Source organism: Streptomyces hoynatensis (assembly GCF_003626535.1).
Taxonomy (GTDB): Bacteria; Actinomycetota; Actinomycetes; order Streptomycetales; family Streptomycetaceae; genus Streptomyces; species Streptomyces hoynatensis.
Genome location: NZ_RBAL01000017.1, coordinates 36,785 through 55,630, shown reverse-complemented (window position 1 = coordinate 55,630; position 18,846 = coordinate 36,785). Strand labels below are relative to the sequence as shown.

At 76.2% G+C, this 18,846-nt stretch carries 15 protein-coding genes; 7 read left to right on the top strand and 8 right to left on the bottom strand.

The genetic code is table 11. From position 1 onward, the window contains the following. The first annotated feature begins 162 nt into the window (after positions 1-162). Together D7294_RS23980 and D7294_RS23975 are read left to right on the top strand one after the other, a co-directional pair. Complete coding sequence (locus tag D7294_RS23980) at positions 163-1,335, top strand: exonuclease SbcCD subunit D (protein WP_120683175.1); 1,173 nt, start codon at positions 163-165, stop codon at positions 1,333-1,335. Next, a complete protein-coding gene (locus D7294_RS23975; protein ID WP_120683173.1) occupies positions 1,336-4,347 on the top strand; it encodes an AAA family ATPase in 3,012 nt (1,003 codons plus the stop codon). Positions 4,348-4,713: 366 nt separating this feature from the next. Here the strand turns inward: D7294_RS23975 and D7294_RS23970 are convergent, their stop codons facing one another. Further along, positions 4,714-6,201, bottom strand: a complete 1,488-nt coding sequence (locus D7294_RS23970; RefSeq protein ID WP_120683171.1) for a bifunctional phosphatase PAP2/diacylglycerol kinase family protein — start codon at positions 6,199-6,201, stop codon at positions 4,714-4,716. Between the two features lie 252 nt (positions 6,202-6,453). Between D7294_RS23970 and D7294_RS31650 the strand changes: the two genes are divergently transcribed. Next, positions 6,454-7,974: a PucR family transcriptional regulator gene (locus D7294_RS31650; RefSeq protein WP_206619559.1), complete on the top strand. Its 1,521-nt coding sequence runs from the start codon at positions 6,454-6,456 to the stop codon at positions 7,972-7,974. Here the strand turns inward: D7294_RS31650 and D7294_RS23950 are convergent. The 4 genes from D7294_RS23950 to D7294_RS23935 all read right to left on the bottom strand — a co-directional run bounded on the left by D7294_RS23950 (position 7,941) and on the right by D7294_RS23935 (position 11,612). Next, on the bottom strand, positions 7,941-9,413 hold the full coding sequence (locus D7294_RS23950; RefSeq protein ID WP_120683169.1) for a sodium:solute symporter family transporter: 1,473 nt from the start codon (positions 9,411-9,413) through the stop codon (positions 7,941-7,943). The genes D7294_RS31650 and D7294_RS23950 overlap by 34 nt on opposite strands. 1 nt (position 9,414) lies before the next feature. Beyond that, a complete protein-coding gene (locus D7294_RS23945) occupies positions 9,415-10,335 on the bottom strand; it encodes an agmatinase family protein (protein ID WP_120683167.1) in 921 nt (306 codons plus the stop codon). Between the two features lie 158 nt (positions 10,336-10,493). Then, on the bottom strand, positions 10,494-10,937 hold the full coding sequence (locus D7294_RS23940; RefSeq protein ID WP_120683165.1) for a hypothetical protein: 444 nt from the start codon (positions 10,935-10,937) through the stop codon (positions 10,494-10,496). An 84-nt stretch (positions 10,938-11,021) separates the two neighbouring features. Continuing rightward, positions 11,022-11,612 carry a TetR/AcrR family transcriptional regulator gene (locus tag D7294_RS23935; protein ID WP_120683350.1) on the bottom strand — a complete coding sequence of 197 codons (591 nt, stop codon included), beginning with the start codon at positions 11,610-11,612 and terminating at the stop codon, positions 11,022-11,024. A gap of 170 nt (positions 11,613-11,782) precedes the next feature. Here D7294_RS23935 and D7294_RS23930 point away from each other — a divergent pair, with 170 nt between their 5' ends. Together D7294_RS23930 and D7294_RS23925 are read left to right on the top strand one after the other, a co-directional pair. Then, positions 11,783-13,426 carry an MDR family MFS transporter gene (locus tag D7294_RS23930; RefSeq protein WP_120683348.1) on the top strand — a complete coding sequence of 548 codons (1,644 nt, stop codon included), beginning with the start codon at positions 11,783-11,785 and terminating at the stop codon, positions 13,424-13,426. A 220-nt stretch (positions 13,427-13,646) separates the two neighbouring features. After that, positions 13,647-14,237, top strand: a complete 591-nt coding sequence (locus tag D7294_RS23925; protein WP_241562586.1) for an anthrone oxygenase family protein — start codon at positions 13,647-13,649, stop codon at positions 14,235-14,237. A 79-nt stretch (positions 14,238-14,316) separates the two neighbouring features. Here the strand turns inward: D7294_RS23925 and D7294_RS23920 are convergent, their stop codons facing one another. Continuing rightward, a complete protein-coding gene (locus tag D7294_RS23920; RefSeq protein WP_120683163.1) occupies positions 14,317-14,703 on the bottom strand; it encodes a Dabb family protein in 387 nt (128 codons plus the stop codon). Between the two features lie 130 nt (positions 14,704-14,833). Between D7294_RS23920 and D7294_RS23915 the strand changes: the two genes are divergently transcribed. Continuing rightward, complete coding sequence (locus D7294_RS23915; protein WP_120683161.1) at positions 14,834-15,766, top strand: AraC family transcriptional regulator; 933 nt, start codon at positions 14,834-14,836, stop codon at positions 15,764-15,766. Positions 15,767-15,884: 118 nt separating this feature from the next. Next, the gene (locus D7294_RS23910) at positions 15,885-16,373 is read left to right on the top strand and encodes a glutathione peroxidase (protein ID WP_120683159.1); all 489 of its coding nucleotides are present in this window, start codon (positions 15,885-15,887) and stop codon (positions 16,371-16,373) included. Between the two features lie 134 nt (positions 16,374-16,507). Here D7294_RS23910 and D7294_RS23905 read toward each other — a convergent pair whose 3' ends face one another. Together D7294_RS23905 and D7294_RS23900 are read right to left on the bottom strand one after the other, a co-directional pair. Next, a complete protein-coding gene (locus D7294_RS23905; protein ID WP_241562585.1) occupies positions 16,508-18,076 on the bottom strand; it encodes a sensor histidine kinase in 1,569 nt (522 codons plus the stop codon). Between the two features lie 35 nt (positions 18,077-18,111). After that, complete coding sequence (locus D7294_RS23900; RefSeq protein WP_120683155.1) at positions 18,112-18,810, bottom strand: response regulator transcription factor; 699 nt, start codon at positions 18,808-18,810, stop codon at positions 18,112-18,114. Positions 18,811-18,846 lie beyond the last annotated feature (36 nt).

Here is an 18,846-nt window from a genome sequence, read left to right as displayed (position 1 = left end):
CAGCCGACCCGGGACGGGGCCGGCCGCCAAGGCGGCACCCGGGTGCCCCGGGCACCGAGCCGTCCCGGCGGCATCACCCCGCTCATCCCCGCGCCGGTCAGGGCCCGTTGGTGCCCCGCCTCGCCACGGGCGTTGTCGGCGGGGCCGGGTACCGTCCCCCTCATGCGTTTCGTGCACACCTCGGACTGGCACCTGGGCCGCCGGTTCCACGGCGAGGACCTGATCCCCGCCCAGCGGGCCTTCCTCGACCACCTGGTCGGCACGGCCCGCGCGGAGCGCGCCGACGCCGTGCTGGTCGCCGGCGACCTCTACGACCGCGCCATCCCGCCGCTCGACGCCGTCCGCCTGTTCGGCGAGGCCCTGGAGGAGCTCGCGGCGCTCGGCATCCCCACGGTCATGATCAGCGGCAACCACGACTCGGCGCACCGCCTCGGCGTGGGGTCCGCCCTCCTGGCCAGGGCGGGCGTCCACCTGCTGACCGATCCGGCCGCCTGCGGCGTGCCCGTGCTGCTGCGCGACGCACACGGCCCGGTGGCCGTCTACGGCATCCCCTACCTCGAGCCCTCCCTGGTGCGCGCCTCCCTCGGCGCCGCGCGCGCCTCCCACCAGGCGGTGCTGAGCGCCGCCCTCGACCGGGTCCGCGCCGACCTCGCCGCCCGCCCCGCCGGCACCCGCTCCGTCGTCCTCGCCCACGCCTTCGTCACCGGCGCCGCCCCCTCCGCGAGCGAACGCGACATCAGCGTCGGCGGCGTCCCCTCCGTGCCCGCCCGGCTCTTCGACGGCATCGACTACGCGGCCCTGGGACACCTCCACCGCCCGCAGCGCGTCACCGACCGCGTCCGCTACAGCGGCTCGCCCCTGCCGTACTCCTTCTCCGAGGCCGGCTCGCAAAAGTCGCTCCTCCTCGTCGACCTCGGACCCGGGGCGGACGTCGAGGTCCAGGAGGTGCCCTGCCCCCTGGCCAGGCCGCTCGCCCGGCTGCGCGGCACGCTGGACGAACTCCTCGCCGACCCCGCGCACCAGGCCGCCACCGGCGCCTGGACACAGATCACCCTCACCGACCCCGCCCTGCCCTACGAGGCCATGGCCCGCCTGCGCCGCCGCTTCCCGCACACCCTGCAACTCCAGCACGAGCCGCCCGCGGAAGGGCGCCGGGAGACCACCCGCTACGGTGCGAGCGTCCGGGGCCGCGAAGACCTCGACATCGCCCGCGAGTTCGTCGCCCACGCCCGCGGCAGCGCCCCGAACGAGGAGGAGTCGCGCCTGCTCGCGGAGGCCGTCGAGGCGGTCCGCCTGGAGCTCGCCGGCGACCCCACGGCCAAGGAGACCGCCTGAATGCGCCTGCACTCCCTGCGACTTCAGGCGTTCGGGCCGTTCGCCGGGGTCGAGACCGTCGACTTCGACGCCCTGTCGGCCGGCGGCCTCTTCCTCCTGCACGGCGCCACCGGCGCGGGCAAGAGCACCCTCTTCGCGGCCATCTGCTTCGCCCTCTACGGCAGGCCGCCCGGCGACGGGGAGGTGGTGCTGCGCAGCCACCACGCCCCACCCGGCCTGCTGACCGAGGTCACCCTGGAGGCGACGATCGCCGGGCGGCGGCTGCGCATCACCCGGGTCCCCGCCCAGGAGCGGCCCAGGAAGTCGGGGCGGGGCACCACCCTGCACCGGCCGCAGACGCAGCTCAGCGAGTGGCGGGCCGGCGCGGCCGGGCAAGGGGGCGGCTGGCGTGCCGTCAGCACCTCCCACCAGGAGGCCGGGCACGAACTGGAGCTGCTGCTCGGCATGAGCCGCGAGCAGTTCTGCCAGGTCGTGCTCCTGCCGCAGAACGAGTTCACCCGCTTCCTCAGGGCCTCGTCCGCCGAACGCAGGCACCTGCTCGGCAGGCTCTTCCGCACCGGCCGCTTCGGCCGCGTGGAGAGCTGGCTCGCCGAGCGGGCCCGCGCCACGGGGGAGGCCGCCACCGCCGCCCGCGAGGACGTGCTGCGCCTGGCCGAGCGGGTCAAGCAGGCGGCCGGGGAAGCCCTCGGCCCCGGCGCCGGAGCGCCGGACGGCACCAGGCCGGAGACCCTCACCGGCCCCGCCCGCGACTGGGCACACGCCCTGGTCGCCGCGGCCGAGGAGGCCCACCTGCGGGCCCTGGCGGCGGAGCGCGAGGCGGCCGGCGCCCTCGCCGGGCGGCGTGCGCACGAAGGGGCCGTACGCGAACTCCACCGGCTCCAGGCCGCCTTCGCCGCGGCCACCGAGCAGCGCGAACGACTCGACGCCGGACGCCCGCGCCTGCACGAGCTGCGGGCCCGTCGTGCCCTGGCCCAGCGCGCCCAGCGGCTGGCCCCGTTCCTCCACGCCCTGGACCAGGCCCGGCAGGCCGCGCGGCGGGCCGAGGCCGCCGAGGCCACCGCCAGGCAGCCGCTCGACCAGGAGCAGGCCGCGCTCGGCGCGGAGCGGCTCGCCCAGGCGGAGCGCGAACTCCGCGGCGAGATCGGCGGGCTGAACGTGCTGCTGTCCGAGGAAGCGGAGGACGAGTCCGCCGCCGCCCGGCTCCGCGTCCTGGAGCAGGAGAGCGCCGAGGCGGCCCGCCGGCGGCAACGCGCCCGCGCCTGGCTCGACGGGGAGCCCGCCCTCCGCGCCGCCCTCACCGCGCGCCTCGATGCCGCCCGCGCCGCGGCCGCCGAGGCGGCCAGGCACGCCGACGCGCTGCACGCCCTGGGCGTGCGGCTCGCGGCGGCCAGGCGCCGCGACACCCTCCTCGACCTCGCCGAACGGGCCGCCGCCCGCGCCGCGGAACTGCACGCCACCGCCCGCGCGGCCGACGAGGAGCTCACCGGCATCCGCAGCCGGCGCCTCGACGGCCTCGTCGGCGAACTGGCCGGCGCGCTCGCCGAGGGCGAGCCCTGCCCGGTGTGCGGCTCCCGCAGCCACCCCGCGCCCGCCGCCCCCCGGCCCGGCCGCCCGACCCGCCGGGACGAGGAGGCGGCCCTGACGCGGCAGCGCCGGGCCGAGGCCGAGCACGGCGCCGCCCGCGAGGAGGCCGCCGAGGCCGGGCGCCGCGCCGCCACCGCCGAGGGCGAGGCGGGCGAGGGCACCGTGGCCGACCTCGCCGCGCGGCACGCGGCCCTGGACGAGCGCCTCGCGAAGGCCACGGAGCTGGCCGCGGACGCCGAACCGGCCGCGGCCGAGCTCGCGGCCCTGGACCGCGCGCACGCCCGGCACGCCGAGGAGGAGACCGGGGCCCTCGCCGCGATCGCCGCCCTGCGGGCCGAGCGGGAGGCGCTGACCGCGCGCCGGGCCGAACTGGGCCGCAGGCTGCGCGCCGCCCGCGGCCCGGCGGCCACCCTCGCCGAGCGGGTGCGGCAGCTGACCGCCGCCGCGGAAGCCCTCTCCCGCGCGGCCCTCGCGGCGCGCGCCGCAGAGGAGGCCGCCCGCGAGTTCGCCGACCGGGCCGCGGCGGCCGAAGCGGCGTGCCGCGAGGCGGGGTTCGCCACGGTCGAGGAGGCGCAGGCCGCCGGGCTTCCCGAGGAGGCGCTGCGCGCCGTGGAGGAGGAGATCGAGGCCCACCGGGCGGCCGAGACGGCGCTCGCGGCGACCCTCGCCGACCCCGCCCTGCGCGAGGCGGCCCGGCAGCCCCCCGCGGACCTGGAGTCCGCCGCCACCGACCTGAAGGCGGCCACGGAGGCGCACACCGCCGCCGTCGCCGCCTCGGCCGCCGCCCGGGCGCGCGCCGGGGAGCTGGCCGGCCTGGCGGTTCGCCTGGAGACGGCCGTCGCCCGCCTGGAACCGCTGGAGGCCGCGCGGCGCACCGCCCGCCACCTGGCGACCCTGGCCAACGGCACCTCGCCGAGCAACGCCCTGCGCATGCAACTGGAGTCGTACGTCCTCGCGGCGCGCCTGGAGGACGTGGTGCGCGCCGCCAACCTCCGCCTGTCCCGCATGTCCGACCAGCGCTACACCCTGGCCCACTCCGACGACAGGGCGGCGCACGGCGCCCGCTCGGGACTCGGCCTCACCGTCGTCGACGCCTGGACCGGCCGCCCCCGCGCCACCGACACGCTCTCGGGGGGCGAGTCCTTCTACGTCTCCCTCTCCCTGGCACTCGGCCTGGCCGACGTGGTCACCGCCGAGGCCGGCGGGAGCGCACTGGACACCCTGTTCATCGACGAGGGCTTCGGCAGTCTCGACGAGGACAGCCTCCAGACGGTGATGGACGTGCTGGACGGGCTGCGCGAGCACGACCGCGTGGTGGGCGTCGTCAGCCACGTCCCCGACCTGCGGCGCCGCATCGCCGACCGCCTCCACGTGCGCAAGGGGCCGCAGGGCTCCACCCTGACCCGCCACTCCGCGCCCGAGGGCTGACCCGCCACTCCGCGCCCGAGGGCTGACCCGCCACTCCGCGCCCGAGGGCTGACCCGCCGTCTTCGGCCCGGGACGTCCGGCGGGCGCCGCGCCTGCTCGTCCGGGTCCGGCCGGGCCGGGGCGTGGCCGCGGCGGGGCGGCCCCCCGACCTCCTCGCTCACTCGTTCGAGGGAAAACCGGCGGAGAGCCTGTGCGGACCGCCGCCGTCGTGACAGAGTGTGACGAGACGGGTGGGCCGGGTAGGGAGCGGAAGGGGGAGTGGTCATCGTGCGGGGGAGGGCGCCATGGAGAGCAGAAGGTCCCGGCCGTGCCCGGCCCTGCGGGGGCGCGGGCCCGGATGCGGGCCCCGGGCGCGCCGCCGGCGGATCAGCGCGGGTCCTCGGGCGCGGACCGGTAGAGCACGAGCGGAGCGGGGTGCTTGTCGAGGAGCAGCTCGGCCGGCGCGGTGGCGGTCTCGCCGTCGAAGGCGAGGGTGCTGCCCTGGGGCAGCGCGGCCAGCCGGAGCCTGGGCAGCCGCACGGCGTCGTGGATGCGGGAGTACGGCAGCGTGCCCGTCAGGGCGGCCAGCGCCAGCCGGGTGCGGGCCAGCGGCTTGTCCGCCGTCACCGTCCGCACGTCGAGCAGTCCGTCGTCGAGTTGCGTGCGGTGGGAAGGGGCGAAGCCCTCCGGGGAATAGAGGCCGTTCCCCGCGAAGAGCAGCCACAGCCGGCGGGAGCGGCCGTTGACCCGGACCTCGAAGGGCTCCGCGGTGCGCAGCACGTGGACGAGCGAGATCGCGGCAGAGGGCCACTTGCTCCAGGTCCTGAGCGGGGAGCGCCTGCGCAACTCCTCGCGGGCGTGCACCAGTTCCGGGTAGAGCCCGAGGCTGAAGGTGTTCAGGAAACACCCGGCCTCCTCGCCGCCCTCGCCCGGAGCCGGGCGGATGCGCCCCAGGTCCACGCCGACGGCCTGGCCGCCGTCCACGGCCTCGGCGGTGTCCTCGAAGCCCCGTAGGCCGGTGTCGAGCGCGAAGTGGTTGAGGGTGCCGCCGGGGAAGACCGCGAGTGGCAGCCCCCGCTCGGCGCTGCGGGCGGCCGCGGCGTTCACGCTGCCGTCCCCTCCGCACACCCCGAGCGCCGCCGCCCGCTCGGCCGCCGCGTCGAACAGGGCCCCGAGGTCCTCCCCCGCGCGGTGCTCGACCACCTCGGCCTCGGGGAGCAGTGCCCGTATCCGGTCGGCCGCCGGAGCGGAGCCCGGCGCGGCCTCCGCGTTGACCACGACGCACAGGCCCGCGCCCCTGGGCAGCGCGGGCGCCGACACCTGCCGGTGGGTGAACTGCCCCACGGGCGGCCGCCTGGGCAGCCACCGGCTCGTCGCCAGCGCGGCCCCGACCCCGATCGCGCACCCGGCGAGCACGTCGGCCGGGTAGTGCACGCCCACATAGACGCGGGAGGCGGCCACCGCGGCGGCGAACGGGGCGACCAGGAGGCCGTGGCGGCGGGACTCCATGGCCACGCCCGTGGCGAAGGCCGCCGCCGAGGCGGCGTGCCCGGAGGGAAAGGAGGTGGACTTCGGCTGGCGGTGCAGCCGACGGGCCAGCGGCACCGCGTCGATCAGCGGCCGTTCGCGACGGCTGACGTACTTGACGACGGTGTTGGTGGCCAGCGAGGCCAGCGCCAGGGCGCCGACGCCCCGCAGCGCGGCCCGCCGCGCGGGCCGGTTCCCGAGCGCCGCGAGCGCCGCCGCGGTGCCGAGCCACAGCCTGCTGTGGTCGGCGGCCAGGCTCAGCCGGGGCAGCACCGTCTGCAGCCCCGGCGGGTGGGCCGCCGCCACCCGATCGAACACCCGCTGATCGACGCGCTCGACCCATCCCATGAGAACCCCTCCTCCGCGCCCGGTCCGCTCCGCCTGCCGCCGGAGCGTTCCCCGGCCAACGCACGGGCGGATTCCCGGGCTTGCTCTCCGGCCCTCCGACGGCCCTGCTACCCGGGCTTTCCGGCGTTACCCCCACCCGGGGCCGGGGAGGCGGAAGGGCCCGGGGCGAGGGGGTTATGTTCCTGCCATGGCCCCGTTCAGTGCGTCGAGTCCGGCCGTTCCCCCGGCCCCGAGCGGTCCCGGGGTGGCACGGTGCCGCTGAGCGTGCGCGAGCTCCTCGCGCGGCGGGAGTTCGGCCTCCGGCTGGTGGCCGGGGAGTCCGGCGTGGAGCGGGCCATCACCTGGGTGCACGCCAGTGAGGTTCCCGACCCCACGCCGTGGCTGGAGCCGGGCTCCCTGGTGCTGACCACCGGCCTCGGCCACGAGGACCCCGCCTCCCTCGTGGCGCTGGTGGAACGCCTCGCCGACACGGGCGCCGCCGCGCTGGGCCTGGCCGTGGACCTGGTCTACGCCGAGGTTCCCGAAGAGGTGGCCAGGGCCGGTCGGGAGCGCGGGCTGCCGGTGCTGGTGGTGCCCTACGCGACGCCGTTCGTCGCGCTGTCCCAGGCGGTCGCCGGCCGCATCGCCGCGGAGGATCGGGCGGCCCTGCAGCACGCCCTGCTGGTGCACAGGCGCCTCACCGAGGCCGCCCTGCGGCAGGGCGCGGGCCCGGGCGTGGTCCGGGTGCTGGCGCGGGAGTTCGAGGGCTGGGCGGCCGTCGTGGACGCGGCCGGGCGCATCGTGGAGGTGGCGCCGCCGGCCGCCGCGGGCGAGGCCGCGGCGGCGGCCCGGGAGACCGGTGTTCCGCGCCGGGAGGGCCAGTCCCTGTCCGTGGCCGACGCGGCCGGGCACCTCGTCGGCCACCCTCTGGGCACCGGGGCCACCCGCGGGCACCTGCTGCTGCGGCGTGCGGCGCCCCTCGCCGGGCCCGAGCTCAGCGTCGTGGCGGCGGCCGCCTCCCTGGTGACCTTCGCATGGGAGCAGCGCCGGGCGGCCGGCGCGCAGGCCCGCCGCGCCGGCGCCGACGCCGTGCGGAACGCTCTGCGCGAGGACGCCGACCCGGCCGTCGCGGCCCGGCTCCTGGCCTCCTTCGGGCTCGAAGCCGAGCGGGTCACGGTGCTGGTCACCGACGCCTCGGCCTGGCCGGAGGACCCCTATGAGCTGCTGGACGAGCACGACCTGCCGCTCCTGGCCGTCACCACGGACCGCCACGGCACGGTCCTGCTCACCTCACGCCCCGAGCAGGTGCTCCGTGCCCTCGGCGACCCGGACACCGGCCTCGGCCGGGCCTGCGCGGGGGGCGTCGGGGTGAGCGCGGAGGTGAGCGCCGGGGAACTCGCCGAGGGACTGCGCCAGGCAGGGCAGGCCCTCGCCATCGGCACCCGCGAGGGCCGCAGGGTCACCTCCGTCCGCGACCTCGGCGTCGTCGAGCTGCTCCTGGCCTCGGGCAACGCCGTGCCCGACAGCCTGATCCGGCGCCTGGTGACCCCGCTGCGCCGCGCCGAGGCGGAGCGGGGCATTCCCCTGCTGGCGACGGTCGAGGCGTTCCTGGGAAACAACGGTTCCGTCGCCAGGGCCTCGGCGGAGCTGGGCGTCCACCGGCACACGCTGCACTACCGGCTCGGCGTGGTGCGGGAGGTCCTCGGCCGCGATCTCGACTCCGCCTACGTGCGCCTGGAACTCGCCCTCGCGCTCCAGGCTCACGCGCTGCGCGGGGAGGGCACCGCGACCTGAGGAGTGGCCACCGGACCGTCGGCCCCCCGCACCGGTTCCGGCGCCGCGGGCGGCAGTTCCTCGAAGGGGACCTCGGCCGTGCCGCGCCCGCCCCGCGTCGCCAGGCTGACCGCGACGAACGCCACCAGGCCGGCGAGCATGCCGTAGCCGACCGGCTCGTTGGCGTACAGCCCCGAGACCACCATGAACAGCACGCAGACCGCGGTGCCGGCCAGCACCCCGGCGACCGCGCCCGCCGTGGTCGCCCGCCGCCAGAACATCGCCCCGATCACCGGCACGAGCAGGGCCGCGGCGAGCACGTCGGCGGCCACCGTCACCGCCCCCACCACGGAGTCCAGCGCGAAGGACAGGCCGAGCGCCACCAGGCCCACGCCGAACAGCGCCAGCCGGTTCGCCCGCACGCTCGCCGCCCTCGGCCCGCCCAGCGGCCGCAGCACGTCGTTGGTCAGCACCGTGGAGGCGCCGATCAGCAGCCCGCTCGCCGTGGACATCGACGCGGCCAGCGCGGCGGCGATGACCAGCCCGAACAGCCCCACGGGCAGCACGAGGGAGGCCATCTCGGCGTAGGCGTCGTCCGGGTTGTCCAGCGCCGGCAGCGCCACGCGGGCCGCCGTGCCGATCAGCGCCCCGGCCAGCCCGTACAGCGCGCAGTACCCGCCCGAGGCGACGGCCCCCCAGCGGGCGACCCGCTCGGAACGGGCGGTCAGCAGCCGCTGCCAGTTGCCCTGGTCGATCATGAAGCCGAAGAAGAACAGCAGGAAGTAGGCGCCGATCGTGCCCACGCCGATGCCCGTGGGGGAGAAGAACCCGTCGGGCACCTCCCGCCGCATCGCGCCGAAGCCGCCGGCCTCGCCGATGGCCAGCGGCAGCATCAGGCAGATCACGCCCACCGTCTTGACCAGGAACTGCACCACGTCGGTCAGCGTGATCGACCACATGCCGCCGGCCACGCTGTACAGCATGATCGTCGCCCAGCCGATGAAGGCGGAGGTGGTGGCGGAGACGTCGAACACCACGGTCAGCACGGTGCCGATCGCGATGATCTGGCCCACGCCCACCATCAGGGTGTAGAAGACCACGATCGCCGAGCTCATCACCCGCGTCTGCGGCCCGAAGCGGCGGCTCATGGCGTCCGGAACGGTGTAGACCCCGCTGCGGAAGAGCCGGCCGGCGAAGAACACCCCGATCGCGGCGATCCCGAGGGCCAGGCTCAGCACCAGCGCCATCCCGGACACGCCGTACTGGTAGCCGAGGCTGACCCCGCCGACGGTGGAGGCGGCGCCGAGCACCACCGTCGACATGGCCGAGGTGTACATGAAGGGCCCCAGCCGCCGTCCGGCGATGGCGAAGTCCTCCGAGGTCCTGCTGCGCCGCATGCCGACGTACCCGGCCACGACCATGACCAGGAGGTACAGGAGAATTACGAGTTTGTCGGCCATGTCAGGCCTCCAGGGTAGGGGCGGGCCCCGCAGTGCCGGGCAGCCCGCCGTGCACCACGAAGTGGGCGACGAGGTAGGCGGCGAGGTTGGCCGTCTGCTCGTGGAGATCGGTCAGCGGGTTGACCTCGGTGAGCACCATGGCGTCGGCGCGCGGCGCGAGGCGCTGCACCAGGTCGAGGGCCTGGAAGGAGGTCAGGCCGCCCGGCTCGTGCGCCCCGGCGCCGGGCGCGTGCGCCGGATCGATGCAGTCGATGTCGAAGGCGAGCAGCACCCGGTCCGCCCCGGCGACGTGCGCCAGCACCTCCTCGGCCACCCGCTCGGTCCCGCGCCTGTGGATCTCCGCTGCCGGGATGTTGCGCAGGCCCTGCGCCTCGCGGAAGCGCAGCGAGGACGGGAAGTTGAAGTGCCTGGCGCCCAGCTGGACCGACGCGGAGACGTCCACCGCGGGCAGCTCGGCGGCCCGGCGCATCCCCGAGGAGTGGCTGTGGCTGCCCTGCTGCTCGTTGCGGTCGAGCAGGTCCAGGTGCGCGTCGAGGTGCACGACGGCGACGGTGCCCTCGCCCGCCTCGGCCAGCCCCCTGGCCGCGGGGAACAGCAGCGAGTCGTCCCCGCCGAGCAGGATGGGGACGCGCCCGGCGGCGAGGGTCTCCCGCACGCCGTCGGCCGCCGCCCGCAGGGTGGCCTCCAGATCGTGGGCGACGACGGCCACGTCCCCGCCGTCGGCGAACAGGTCCTCGGGGAAGGGGTGCAGCTGCCCGTGGTCCAGGCAGTAGATCTGCCCGTTCTCCCGGCGTTGCAGTATCCAGCCCATGGCGTCGCGGATGCGGGCGGGGGCGTAACGGCTGCCTGGCCAGCCCAGCGTGGCGGCCCCGTCGAAGGGCGCGCCGAGCAGGGTGTAGCAGCGCGGAGCGGTGGCGGGCATGGGACTCCTGGGTGGGGAAGGGCTCGGGCGGTCGATAGCCGCCTATGCTCCGCCGGGCCGTCTCCTGGGCCTACCGCCCGGGTGTCCAACGGCCGCCCTCGCGGTTGGCCCGATTGTCCGGCCGGGGCCGCCGACGGCCCCGCTCCGGATGCCGCCGGCTACCTGGCATCGTCGCCGTCCTCCCCGGGGGCGCGGCGGGACCTGAGGAGCAGCGCGCCCGAGGCGGCGAGACCGAGGACGCCCGACCCGCCGAGCGTGTAGCCCGCGATGCGCTTGCCGCGCTTGGCGTCCGCGCACTCCGCCGCGGGGTCGGCCTCCTCGGGCAGGTGGGCCGTGTCGAGCCCCAGGTCCCGGAACAGGTCCGCGGAGCCCATCAGGGACTCGCCCTCCTCGTATCCGCTGGTGAAGGCGTTGCCGCAGGAGGTCCGCGAGTACGTCACCAGCGAGGTGCCCCCTTCCGGGCCCCCGCCGTCGAGGCCGGCGACGTCGGTCTCCGTCTCGTCGAGCAGGAAGAACAGCCCGGCGGCGAGGGCGGTGGCCGCGGCGAGGGCCGCGACGGCGAACAGGCCGAGCCCTCGGCGGGGCGCGAGATGGTCGGTCATGGCGCAGACGCTAGGTCCGGCGCCGCGGGACCCCTCCCGCCGCGGGCGCGGGGCTCCCGCCGCCCGCCGGCGGCGCCGGCCCGGTCAGGAGAAGGGCCGCGCCGCCTGGTCGAGGTAGTGGTCGAGAAGGTCGAGCAGGGGGCGGGTCTCCTCCTCCACGATCCACGCGGTGGTGGCCAGCCGCAGCGAGGTGAGGAACATCGCGGCGAACACCTCGGGCGTGACGCTCTGCGTGCCCGGCCGGCCGGCGAGGGCGTGCGCGATCTCACGTTCCAGGGCGACCCGGTTCGCCAGCTGCCGGGCGAGCAGGCTGGGGTGCCGCATCGCGAGGCGGGTGCGTACCGCCCACTCGCGCTGCAGCGGGGTCGCCTCCTTCCCGGAGAGCATCGCCCTGGCCGCGGACCGCAGCGCGGACCAGGCGGGTTCCCCGGCGGGGCGCTCGCGGAGGGTGTGGAGCAGCAGGTCGGTCTGCCGCTCGTCGCCGAACAGCAGCGCGTCCTCCTTGCCGGAGAAGTAGTTGGAGAAGGTGCGGCGGGAGATGCCGGCGGCGTCGGCGATGGCCTCCACGGTGACCTTGTCGAAGCCGTGCTCCACGGTCAGGCGCAGCGCCGCCTCGTGTACGGCCTGCCGGGTGGCGGCCTTCTTGCGTTCGCGCAGGCCCGTCGTGGTGTCCATGGCCCCCATGATGCTATGCGCCGCCCCCGCAAATCTTGCTCGGTGAGAAATTTTGCCCTGTGAGCAGTTATGCTGGACGGTGTTGTCGAGAAGACGTTCGTTCTCCGAGGTGGTTGTTCGTGGGCGCTGACGCGGTGCGTAAGGAAGGCGTGGGAACCGGCGACGGGCCGATGGATCACCGCAGTGTGCTGCGGGCCATGAGCGGCCTCCTCATCGTGCTCTTCGTCGCGATGATCAGTTCGACGGTGGTCTCGGTGGCCCTGCCCCGGATCATCGGCTCTCTCCACGGCTCGCAGTCGCAGTACACCTGGGTGGTGACGGCGGCGCTGCTCGCCTCGACGGCCTCGACGCCGATCTGGGGCAAGCTCGCCGACCTGTTCAGCAAGAAGCTCCTGCTCCAGGTCGCGATCCTGCTGTTCACCGTGGCCGCGATAGCCTGCGGCCTCGCCCAGAACACCGCCCAGCTGATCGCCTTCCGCGTGGTGCAGGGCCTGGGCATGGGCGCCCTCCAGGTCCTCGTCCAGGTGATCATCGCGGCGATGGTCTCCCCCAGGGAGCGGGGCCGCTACAACGGCTACCTCGGCGGCGTCATGGCGGTGGCCACGGTCGGCGGCCCGCTGCTCGGCGGCGCCATCACGGACGTGTCCTGGCTGGGCTGGCGCTGGTGCTTCTTCATCGCGGTGCCCTTCACGCTGCTCGCCTGGGTGATCCTCGTCCGCACCCTGCACCTGACCGAGACCCGGCGCCCCGAGACCCGGGTGGACTACGCCGGCGCCACGCTGATCGCCTCGGGCGTCAGCCTCCTGCTGCTGTGGGTGACGTTCGTCGACAACGACTTCGCGTGGCTCTCCTGGCAGACCGCGGTCATGGTCGCCGGCAGCCTCGTGCTGCTCGCCCTGGCCGTCTGGGTGGAGTCCCGGGTGGTGGAGCCGGTCGTGCCGCTGCACGTGGTCAGGCGCCGCGACCCGGCGCTCGCCATCGTGGCCAGCCTCGCGGTCGGCATGGCGATGTTCGGCGGCGCCGTCTTCCTCGGCCAGTACTTCCAGATAGGCCGCGGCTACTCGCCCACGGAGGCCGGCCTGCTGACCATCCCGCTCATGGCCGGCGTCCTGCTGGCCTCCGCGATCTCCGGCCGGATGGTGTCGCGCTCGGGCCGGGTCAAGCCGTACATCCTCACCGGCGCCATCGTGCTCACCGGCGGCTTCCTCGGCCTGTCCGCCATCGACCACGAGACGCCGCTGGCCGCCGTGTCGATCGGGATGTTCGCCGTCGGGGCCGGCGTCGGCATGTCGATGCAGAACCTGGTGCTCGTGGTGCAGAACACCGTCCCCCTCGGCGAGATCGGCGCCGCCAGCGGCGCGATCACCTTCTTCCGCACCCTCGGCGGCACCATGGGGGTGTCCGTGCTCGGCGCCGTCCTGGCCAACCAGGTCGCCACCAAGATCGCGAACGGCCTGCGCGGGCTCGGGATCGACCCCGGTTCGGCCGACGCGGGCAGCGGCTCCACGCTCGACGTCGCCTCGATGCCCGCCCCGGTGCGCGAGGTGGTGCGCGCCGCCTATGGCGACGCGACGGGCCACATCTTCCTCATCTCGGCCGCCATCGCGGTCGTGGCGGTGATCGCGGTGCTCCTCCTGAGCCCGGTGACCCTGCGGGAGAGCCTGGACCTCCAGTCCCCGGCCACGTCCGACACGGAGCAGAGCCCGCAGGCCGCCGTGGCCACGGCCACCGCGACGGCCGCCGCCGCCCCGTCCCGGAACCCCGTGATCGCACCGGCGGAGAGCGAGGCCGGCGGCGCGCGCCACGTCGACTGAGGCCGCCGCCCGCGCCGCAGGCCCCTGCCCTGCCCCGTGCCGGGCGGCGCCTCACGCCGCGCCGGCCGCGCCTGCCGGGGCTGCGCGGTTCGCCGTAGACGCTCGCGTACGCGGCCGAGCTTTTCGGCCATGTCGCCCGCGCCCCCCGGGCGGTTGACTCGTGGATGCGCCGGGAGACGGCGCCCCGGCCCACCGGGAGGCGACCACGAAGGAGCCCGCAGTGACGGCACTCAAGGCAGCGAAGACGGCGAAGGCAGCGGCGGAGGCGGCGTATCCGGCCGGCCCGGTTTCCCGGGGCCGCACGGCCGGAACCGGCGGGTTCACCGGTCCCCTGCTGATGGTGTCCATCGTCGGCATGGGCCTGATGGCCGGCGTGTTCTTCGCCTTCGACGTGTCGATCATGCCCGGGCTCGGCCGCACCGACGACCGCACCTACGCCACGGCCATGCGCCAGTTCAACGAGCTGATCGAGAGCAACCCGCTCTTCCTCACGGCCTTCCTCGGCGTCCTGGCCACCAGCGCCGCGGCGGCCTTCGCCGCCCACCGCCGCGCCGCCCGGCCCACCGCCCTCTGGGCCGGGGCGGCCACCCTGTGCTACCTCGTGGTCCTCGTCCTCAGCTTCGCCGTCAACATCCCCCTCAACAACGAGCTCGCCGCGATCCACGACCCGGCCGGGGCCGCCGACCTCTCCGTCGTCGGAAAGTTCAAGGGCGCCTGGGAGACCGCGAACATCCTGCGGACGGTGCTCTCCACCGCCGCCCTCGCCGCCCTCGCCGAGGCCCTGCGCCGCCACGCCCGCGACCGGCACTGAGGCCCCGCCGACCCGCCCGCCCCGCCGGGGCGGGCCGCGCCGGTCCGGCCGGCGCGCGGCCCCCGCCGCCCGCCGGGGCTCAGCGGGGGACGGCGTCCAGCAGGCGCCCCCACTCCGGATAGGCCGCCAGCTTCTCCCGGTGCATCGCGGCGATCTCCTCGCCGAGCCCGGGACTCGGGTCGTCCGACAGCTGAAAGGCCGCGAGCCTGGCCAGGCGCGGCAGGATCTCCCGGTCCCCCTCCAGGTGAACGGGGTCGTACAGGTAGCTCCGCAACGCCCCGAGGTCCGCCACGCCCGCGCAGTAGACGTGGGTGTAGCCCTCGGGCCCGTCCGAGAGGTCCGGGCCCACGGTGGAGCACGACACCGAGCCGACGCTCGCCGTGCGCCGCATCCGCGCCAGGACGGCGGCCCGCTCCTCCTCTGACGTCTCGGGGCGGAACGAGAAGCGCAGTACCAGGAAGATCACGATGTCCCCTTGCCGGTCGCCTGGTGGTCAGCACCAACCTAGATCCGGCCGGGAAGACGGCCAATGCCCTGCGGTCTCGGATCAATGCGCCATCGTCCCAAGCGCGGCAGCCACGGTAGGGTCCGCTGCCATGGACGTGCTGAGCGACGTCGTGCGCGTGATGCGCACCGGGCAGCCGCGGTCGGCGCGCGTCGAGCGGCGCGGCCCCTGGCACGAGCCCCTGCAACCCGCCCCCGGCACCGCCCTGTTCGAGGTCCTGCTGGCCGGCTCCTGCCTGCTGATCCCGCCGGAGGGCAGCCCGATCCCGCTCGGCGCGGGGGACGTGCTGTTCGTTCCCCGCGCCGGCGGCTACCGGCTGGCCGGCGCCCCGTGGCCGCCGAACGGGAAGCGGTCCGGGGACGTGGCGCCGCAGACGGGGCCCGCGGACGGCGCCGCCGGCGCGGAGGGCGGGGCACCGCGCGCCCTCCTGCTGCGCGGCGCCTGCCACCTCGACGCCGACCGCGGGCACCCGCTGTTCGGCGACGTGCCCGACGTCCTCCACCTGCCCGCCCGGCTCGGGCACCACCCGCGGCTGCGGGCCACGGTCGACCTGCTCGCCACGGAACTCGAGGACCCGGGACCCGGCGGCAACGCGGTCGTGTCCTCGCTGCTCGAAGCCCTCCTGCTGTACGTCCTGCGGGCCTGGCTCCAGGAAAAGGCGGTGTGCACCGGGCCCACCGGATGGGGCGCCGCCCTGGCGGACCCGGCGGTGCGCGGCGCGCTGGACGCGATGCACGCGGACCCGGCACACCCCTGGACCGTCGCGGCCCTGGCGGCGCGCGGCGGGGTCTCCCGCGCGTCGTTCGCCCGGCGGTTCTCGGCCACCGTGGGACGGCCCCCGCTTGCCTACCTGACCTGGTGGCGGCTGACGACCGCCGCGCGCCTGCTGCGCGACTCCGACGCGCCCCTGAGCGCCGTGGCGGCCCGGGTCGGCTACCGCTCCGAGTACTCCTTCGCCCACGCGTTCAAGCGGGAGTTCGCCCTCGCCCCCGGTCGCTACCGCCGCGGCGCGCCCCCGCCCTGAGTCCGCGCCCGTGCGCCGCCGCCGCGCCCCCGCCACCCGTCCGCTCCCAAGCCCCCGCCCCGGGCGACCCCGGCTGCGGGCAGACTGGTCGCGCACACGAACGACGGCAAGGAGAGAGATGTCCATTCACGACGTGAAGATCGACGCGCTCCGGGGCGGCCCGGCGGACCTCGCCCAGTACCGCGGCAAGGCGGTGCTGGTGGTCAACGTCGCCTCCAAGTGCGGCCTGACCCCGCAGTACGAGGCCCTGGAGAGGCTGCACGAGAGGTACGCCCCGCGCGGCTTCACGGTGCTCGGCGTGCCCTGCAACCAGTTCATGAACCAGGAGCCGGGCACGGCCGAGGAGATCGCCACCTTCTGCTCGGCGACCTACGGCGTGACCTTCCCGCTGACGGAGAAGGTCGAGGTCAACGGCCCCGGACGGCACGCGCTGTACCAGGAGCTCGTCGGCACGCCCGACGCCGGCGGGCACACCGGCGACATCCGCTGGAACTTCGAGAAGTTCCTCCTCGCCGCCGACGGCACGCCCGCCGCCCGCTTCGCCCCGCAGACCGAGCCCGACGCCCCCGAGGTGATCGAAGCCCTCGAACGCCTCCTCCCGGCCTGACCCGGGGCCGTGCCCGGGGGTGCGGCCCCGCGCCGCGCCCCCGCGCGCAAGCCCGCGTGCGTGCCGGCGCCGGGATGCGGGCCTCGCCGGATGCGGGCCCCGCGGGGAGTGTGCCGCCGCGGCCACGGCGGCGGCTACGGCCTCTCTTCCCGCGGGCCCGCCTCCTCCCCGGCATCCGCCTCCTCCCCGGCATCCGCCTCCTCGGCCGCCTCCCCCGGGCCGGGGGAGTGCAGGGGCAGCAGGATCCGGAAGGTGGTCCCGGCGTGCGGCGCCGTGTGCAGCTGGACCCGGCCCTCGTGGGCGCGGACGAGAGAGTCGACGATCGCGAGTCCGAGCCCCGCGCCGGTACCGGCCTCCCGGCGGCCGCCGGAGCCGGCGCCCGCCTCCCCGGCGGGGTGGGAGCGGGACCGGTCGGCGCGGTAGAAGCGGTCGAAGGCGCGCCGGGCCTGCTGCGGGGTCATGCCGGGGCCCTCGTCGCGGATCTCCAGGACGGCGTGCCCGTGGCGCGTGCCGACGCCGATCCGGATCGGGGTGCCCGCCGGGGTGTGGGCGACGGCGTTGCCGACGAGGTTGGAGCCGACCTGGCGGAGCCTGGCCTCGTCGCCCAGGACCGGCGCCGGGCCCGGCGGGCCGCCGCCTGGGCCGGTGAGGGCGACGGGGCGCCCGGGGTCGAGGGCCCGCAGGTCGTGCAGGGCGTCGACGGCCAGGGTGCGCAGGTCCATGGGGGTGCGGTGCAGGGGAAGGGCGGTGGTGCCCTGCTCGTCGAGGCGGGCCAGCAGGAGGAGTTCCTCCACCATCCGCGCCAGGCGGGTCGACTCGCGTTCGATGCGGTGCATGGAGGCGTCCACGTCGGCGCGCCCGGGCATGCCGCCCATGCGGTAGAGCTCGGCCAGGCCCTTGATGCCGGCGAGCGGCGTGCGCAGTTCGTGGCTGATGTCGGCGATGAAGCGGCGCATGCGCTGCTCGGAGTCGGCGCGGGCGGCGTCGCCGGCCTCGATGCGGTCGAGCATGCCGTTCAGCGCCGCCGAGAGCCGGCCGAGTTCGGTGTGGGGGGCGGCCAGTTCGGGGACCCGGCTGGAGAGGCCGCCGGCGGCGATGGCCGCCGCGGTGGTCTCGATGCGGCGCAACGGCCGCAGCCCGGCGCGTATCGCGAACCAGCCGGCCAGGCCGAGGAGGGTCAGGACGGTGGTGTCGATCAGCAGCACCCGGCCGGCCAGCCGCCTGGTGGCGCGCCCCACCTCGTCGAGGGGGCCGGCCGCCACGATGCTGCCCGACCCGCCGCCGCCCTCCCCGTCCGCGGCCGGCAGGGCCACCACCCGCCAGCTCTCCCCGCCCTCCGCGGCCCGGGCGGTGAAGGCGCCGCCCGCGTGGGCGGCCACCGCCGCGGCGTCCAGCCCGGTGAACCGCGGCGTGGGCCCGGCCGCCGGGTGGACCACGCGCAGGACGCGGCCGGTGGCGTCGAGCCTGGCGAGGTAGACGTCCCCGGCCCACTCCCGCTCCACGCTGTCCGCGCCGCGCGCCGCGTCCTGCCCCGCGGCCCCCGGCAGGGTGGGCAGGCCGGTGGCCAGCGTCGCGACGCTGCGGACGCGCTCGTCGAGCCGGGTGACGAGGTCGCGCTGGAGCTGCTGGGCCAGCAGCCCGGTGCTGCCCAGGAGCGCGGCGACGAGCAGGAGCAGGACGATCGCCAGGAGCCGGCCGCGCAACGAGGGTCCGCGCCGGGGGCGGGCGCCGGTGCCGCTCACCGCGCCGGCCTGCGCAGGACGTAGCCGGTGCCGCGGACGGTGTGGATGAGCTTGGGGTGATCGGTGTCCACTTTGCGCCTGAGGTAGCTGATGTAGGAGGCGACGATGCTGTCGTCGCCGCCGAAGTCGTAGTGCCACACCAGGTCAAGCAGCTGCCGCCGGGTCAGGACCCGGCCCGCGTGCTCCATGAGGACGCGCAGCAGGCTGAACTCGGTGGGGGAGAGCGGGACGGTCCGCCCGCCCCGGGTGACGTGGTGGCTGTCGGGGTCGAGGGACAGGTCCCCGACGGTCAGGCGGCCCTCCGGCTGCCGGCCGTTCGTGCGGCGCAGGATGGCGCGGATGCGGAGGATCAGCTCCTCCAGGTTGAACGGCTTGGTCACGTAGTCGTCGCCGCCCGCCGTCAGCCCGCCGATGCGGTCCTCGGCCGCGTCGCGCGCGGTGAGGAACAGGACGGGGGGCGGTCCGGCCGGGGCGGGCGGCTCCCCGCGCCGAAGCCGGCGCAGGACCTCGAAGCCGTCGAAGTCGGGCAGCATGACGTCCAGGACGATCAGGTCGGGCCGTTCCCGCCGGACTTCCGCGAGCGCCTGGGCGCCGGTGGTGGCCGGAGTCACGGCGAACCCGGCCAGCCGCAGGCTCGCGCAGAGCAACTCGCGCAGCGTGGGGTCGTCTTCCACCACCAGGAGAAGTTCCGTCATGACCGTCCCGCCCTGATCGCCGTGTGCCGTCCTTCG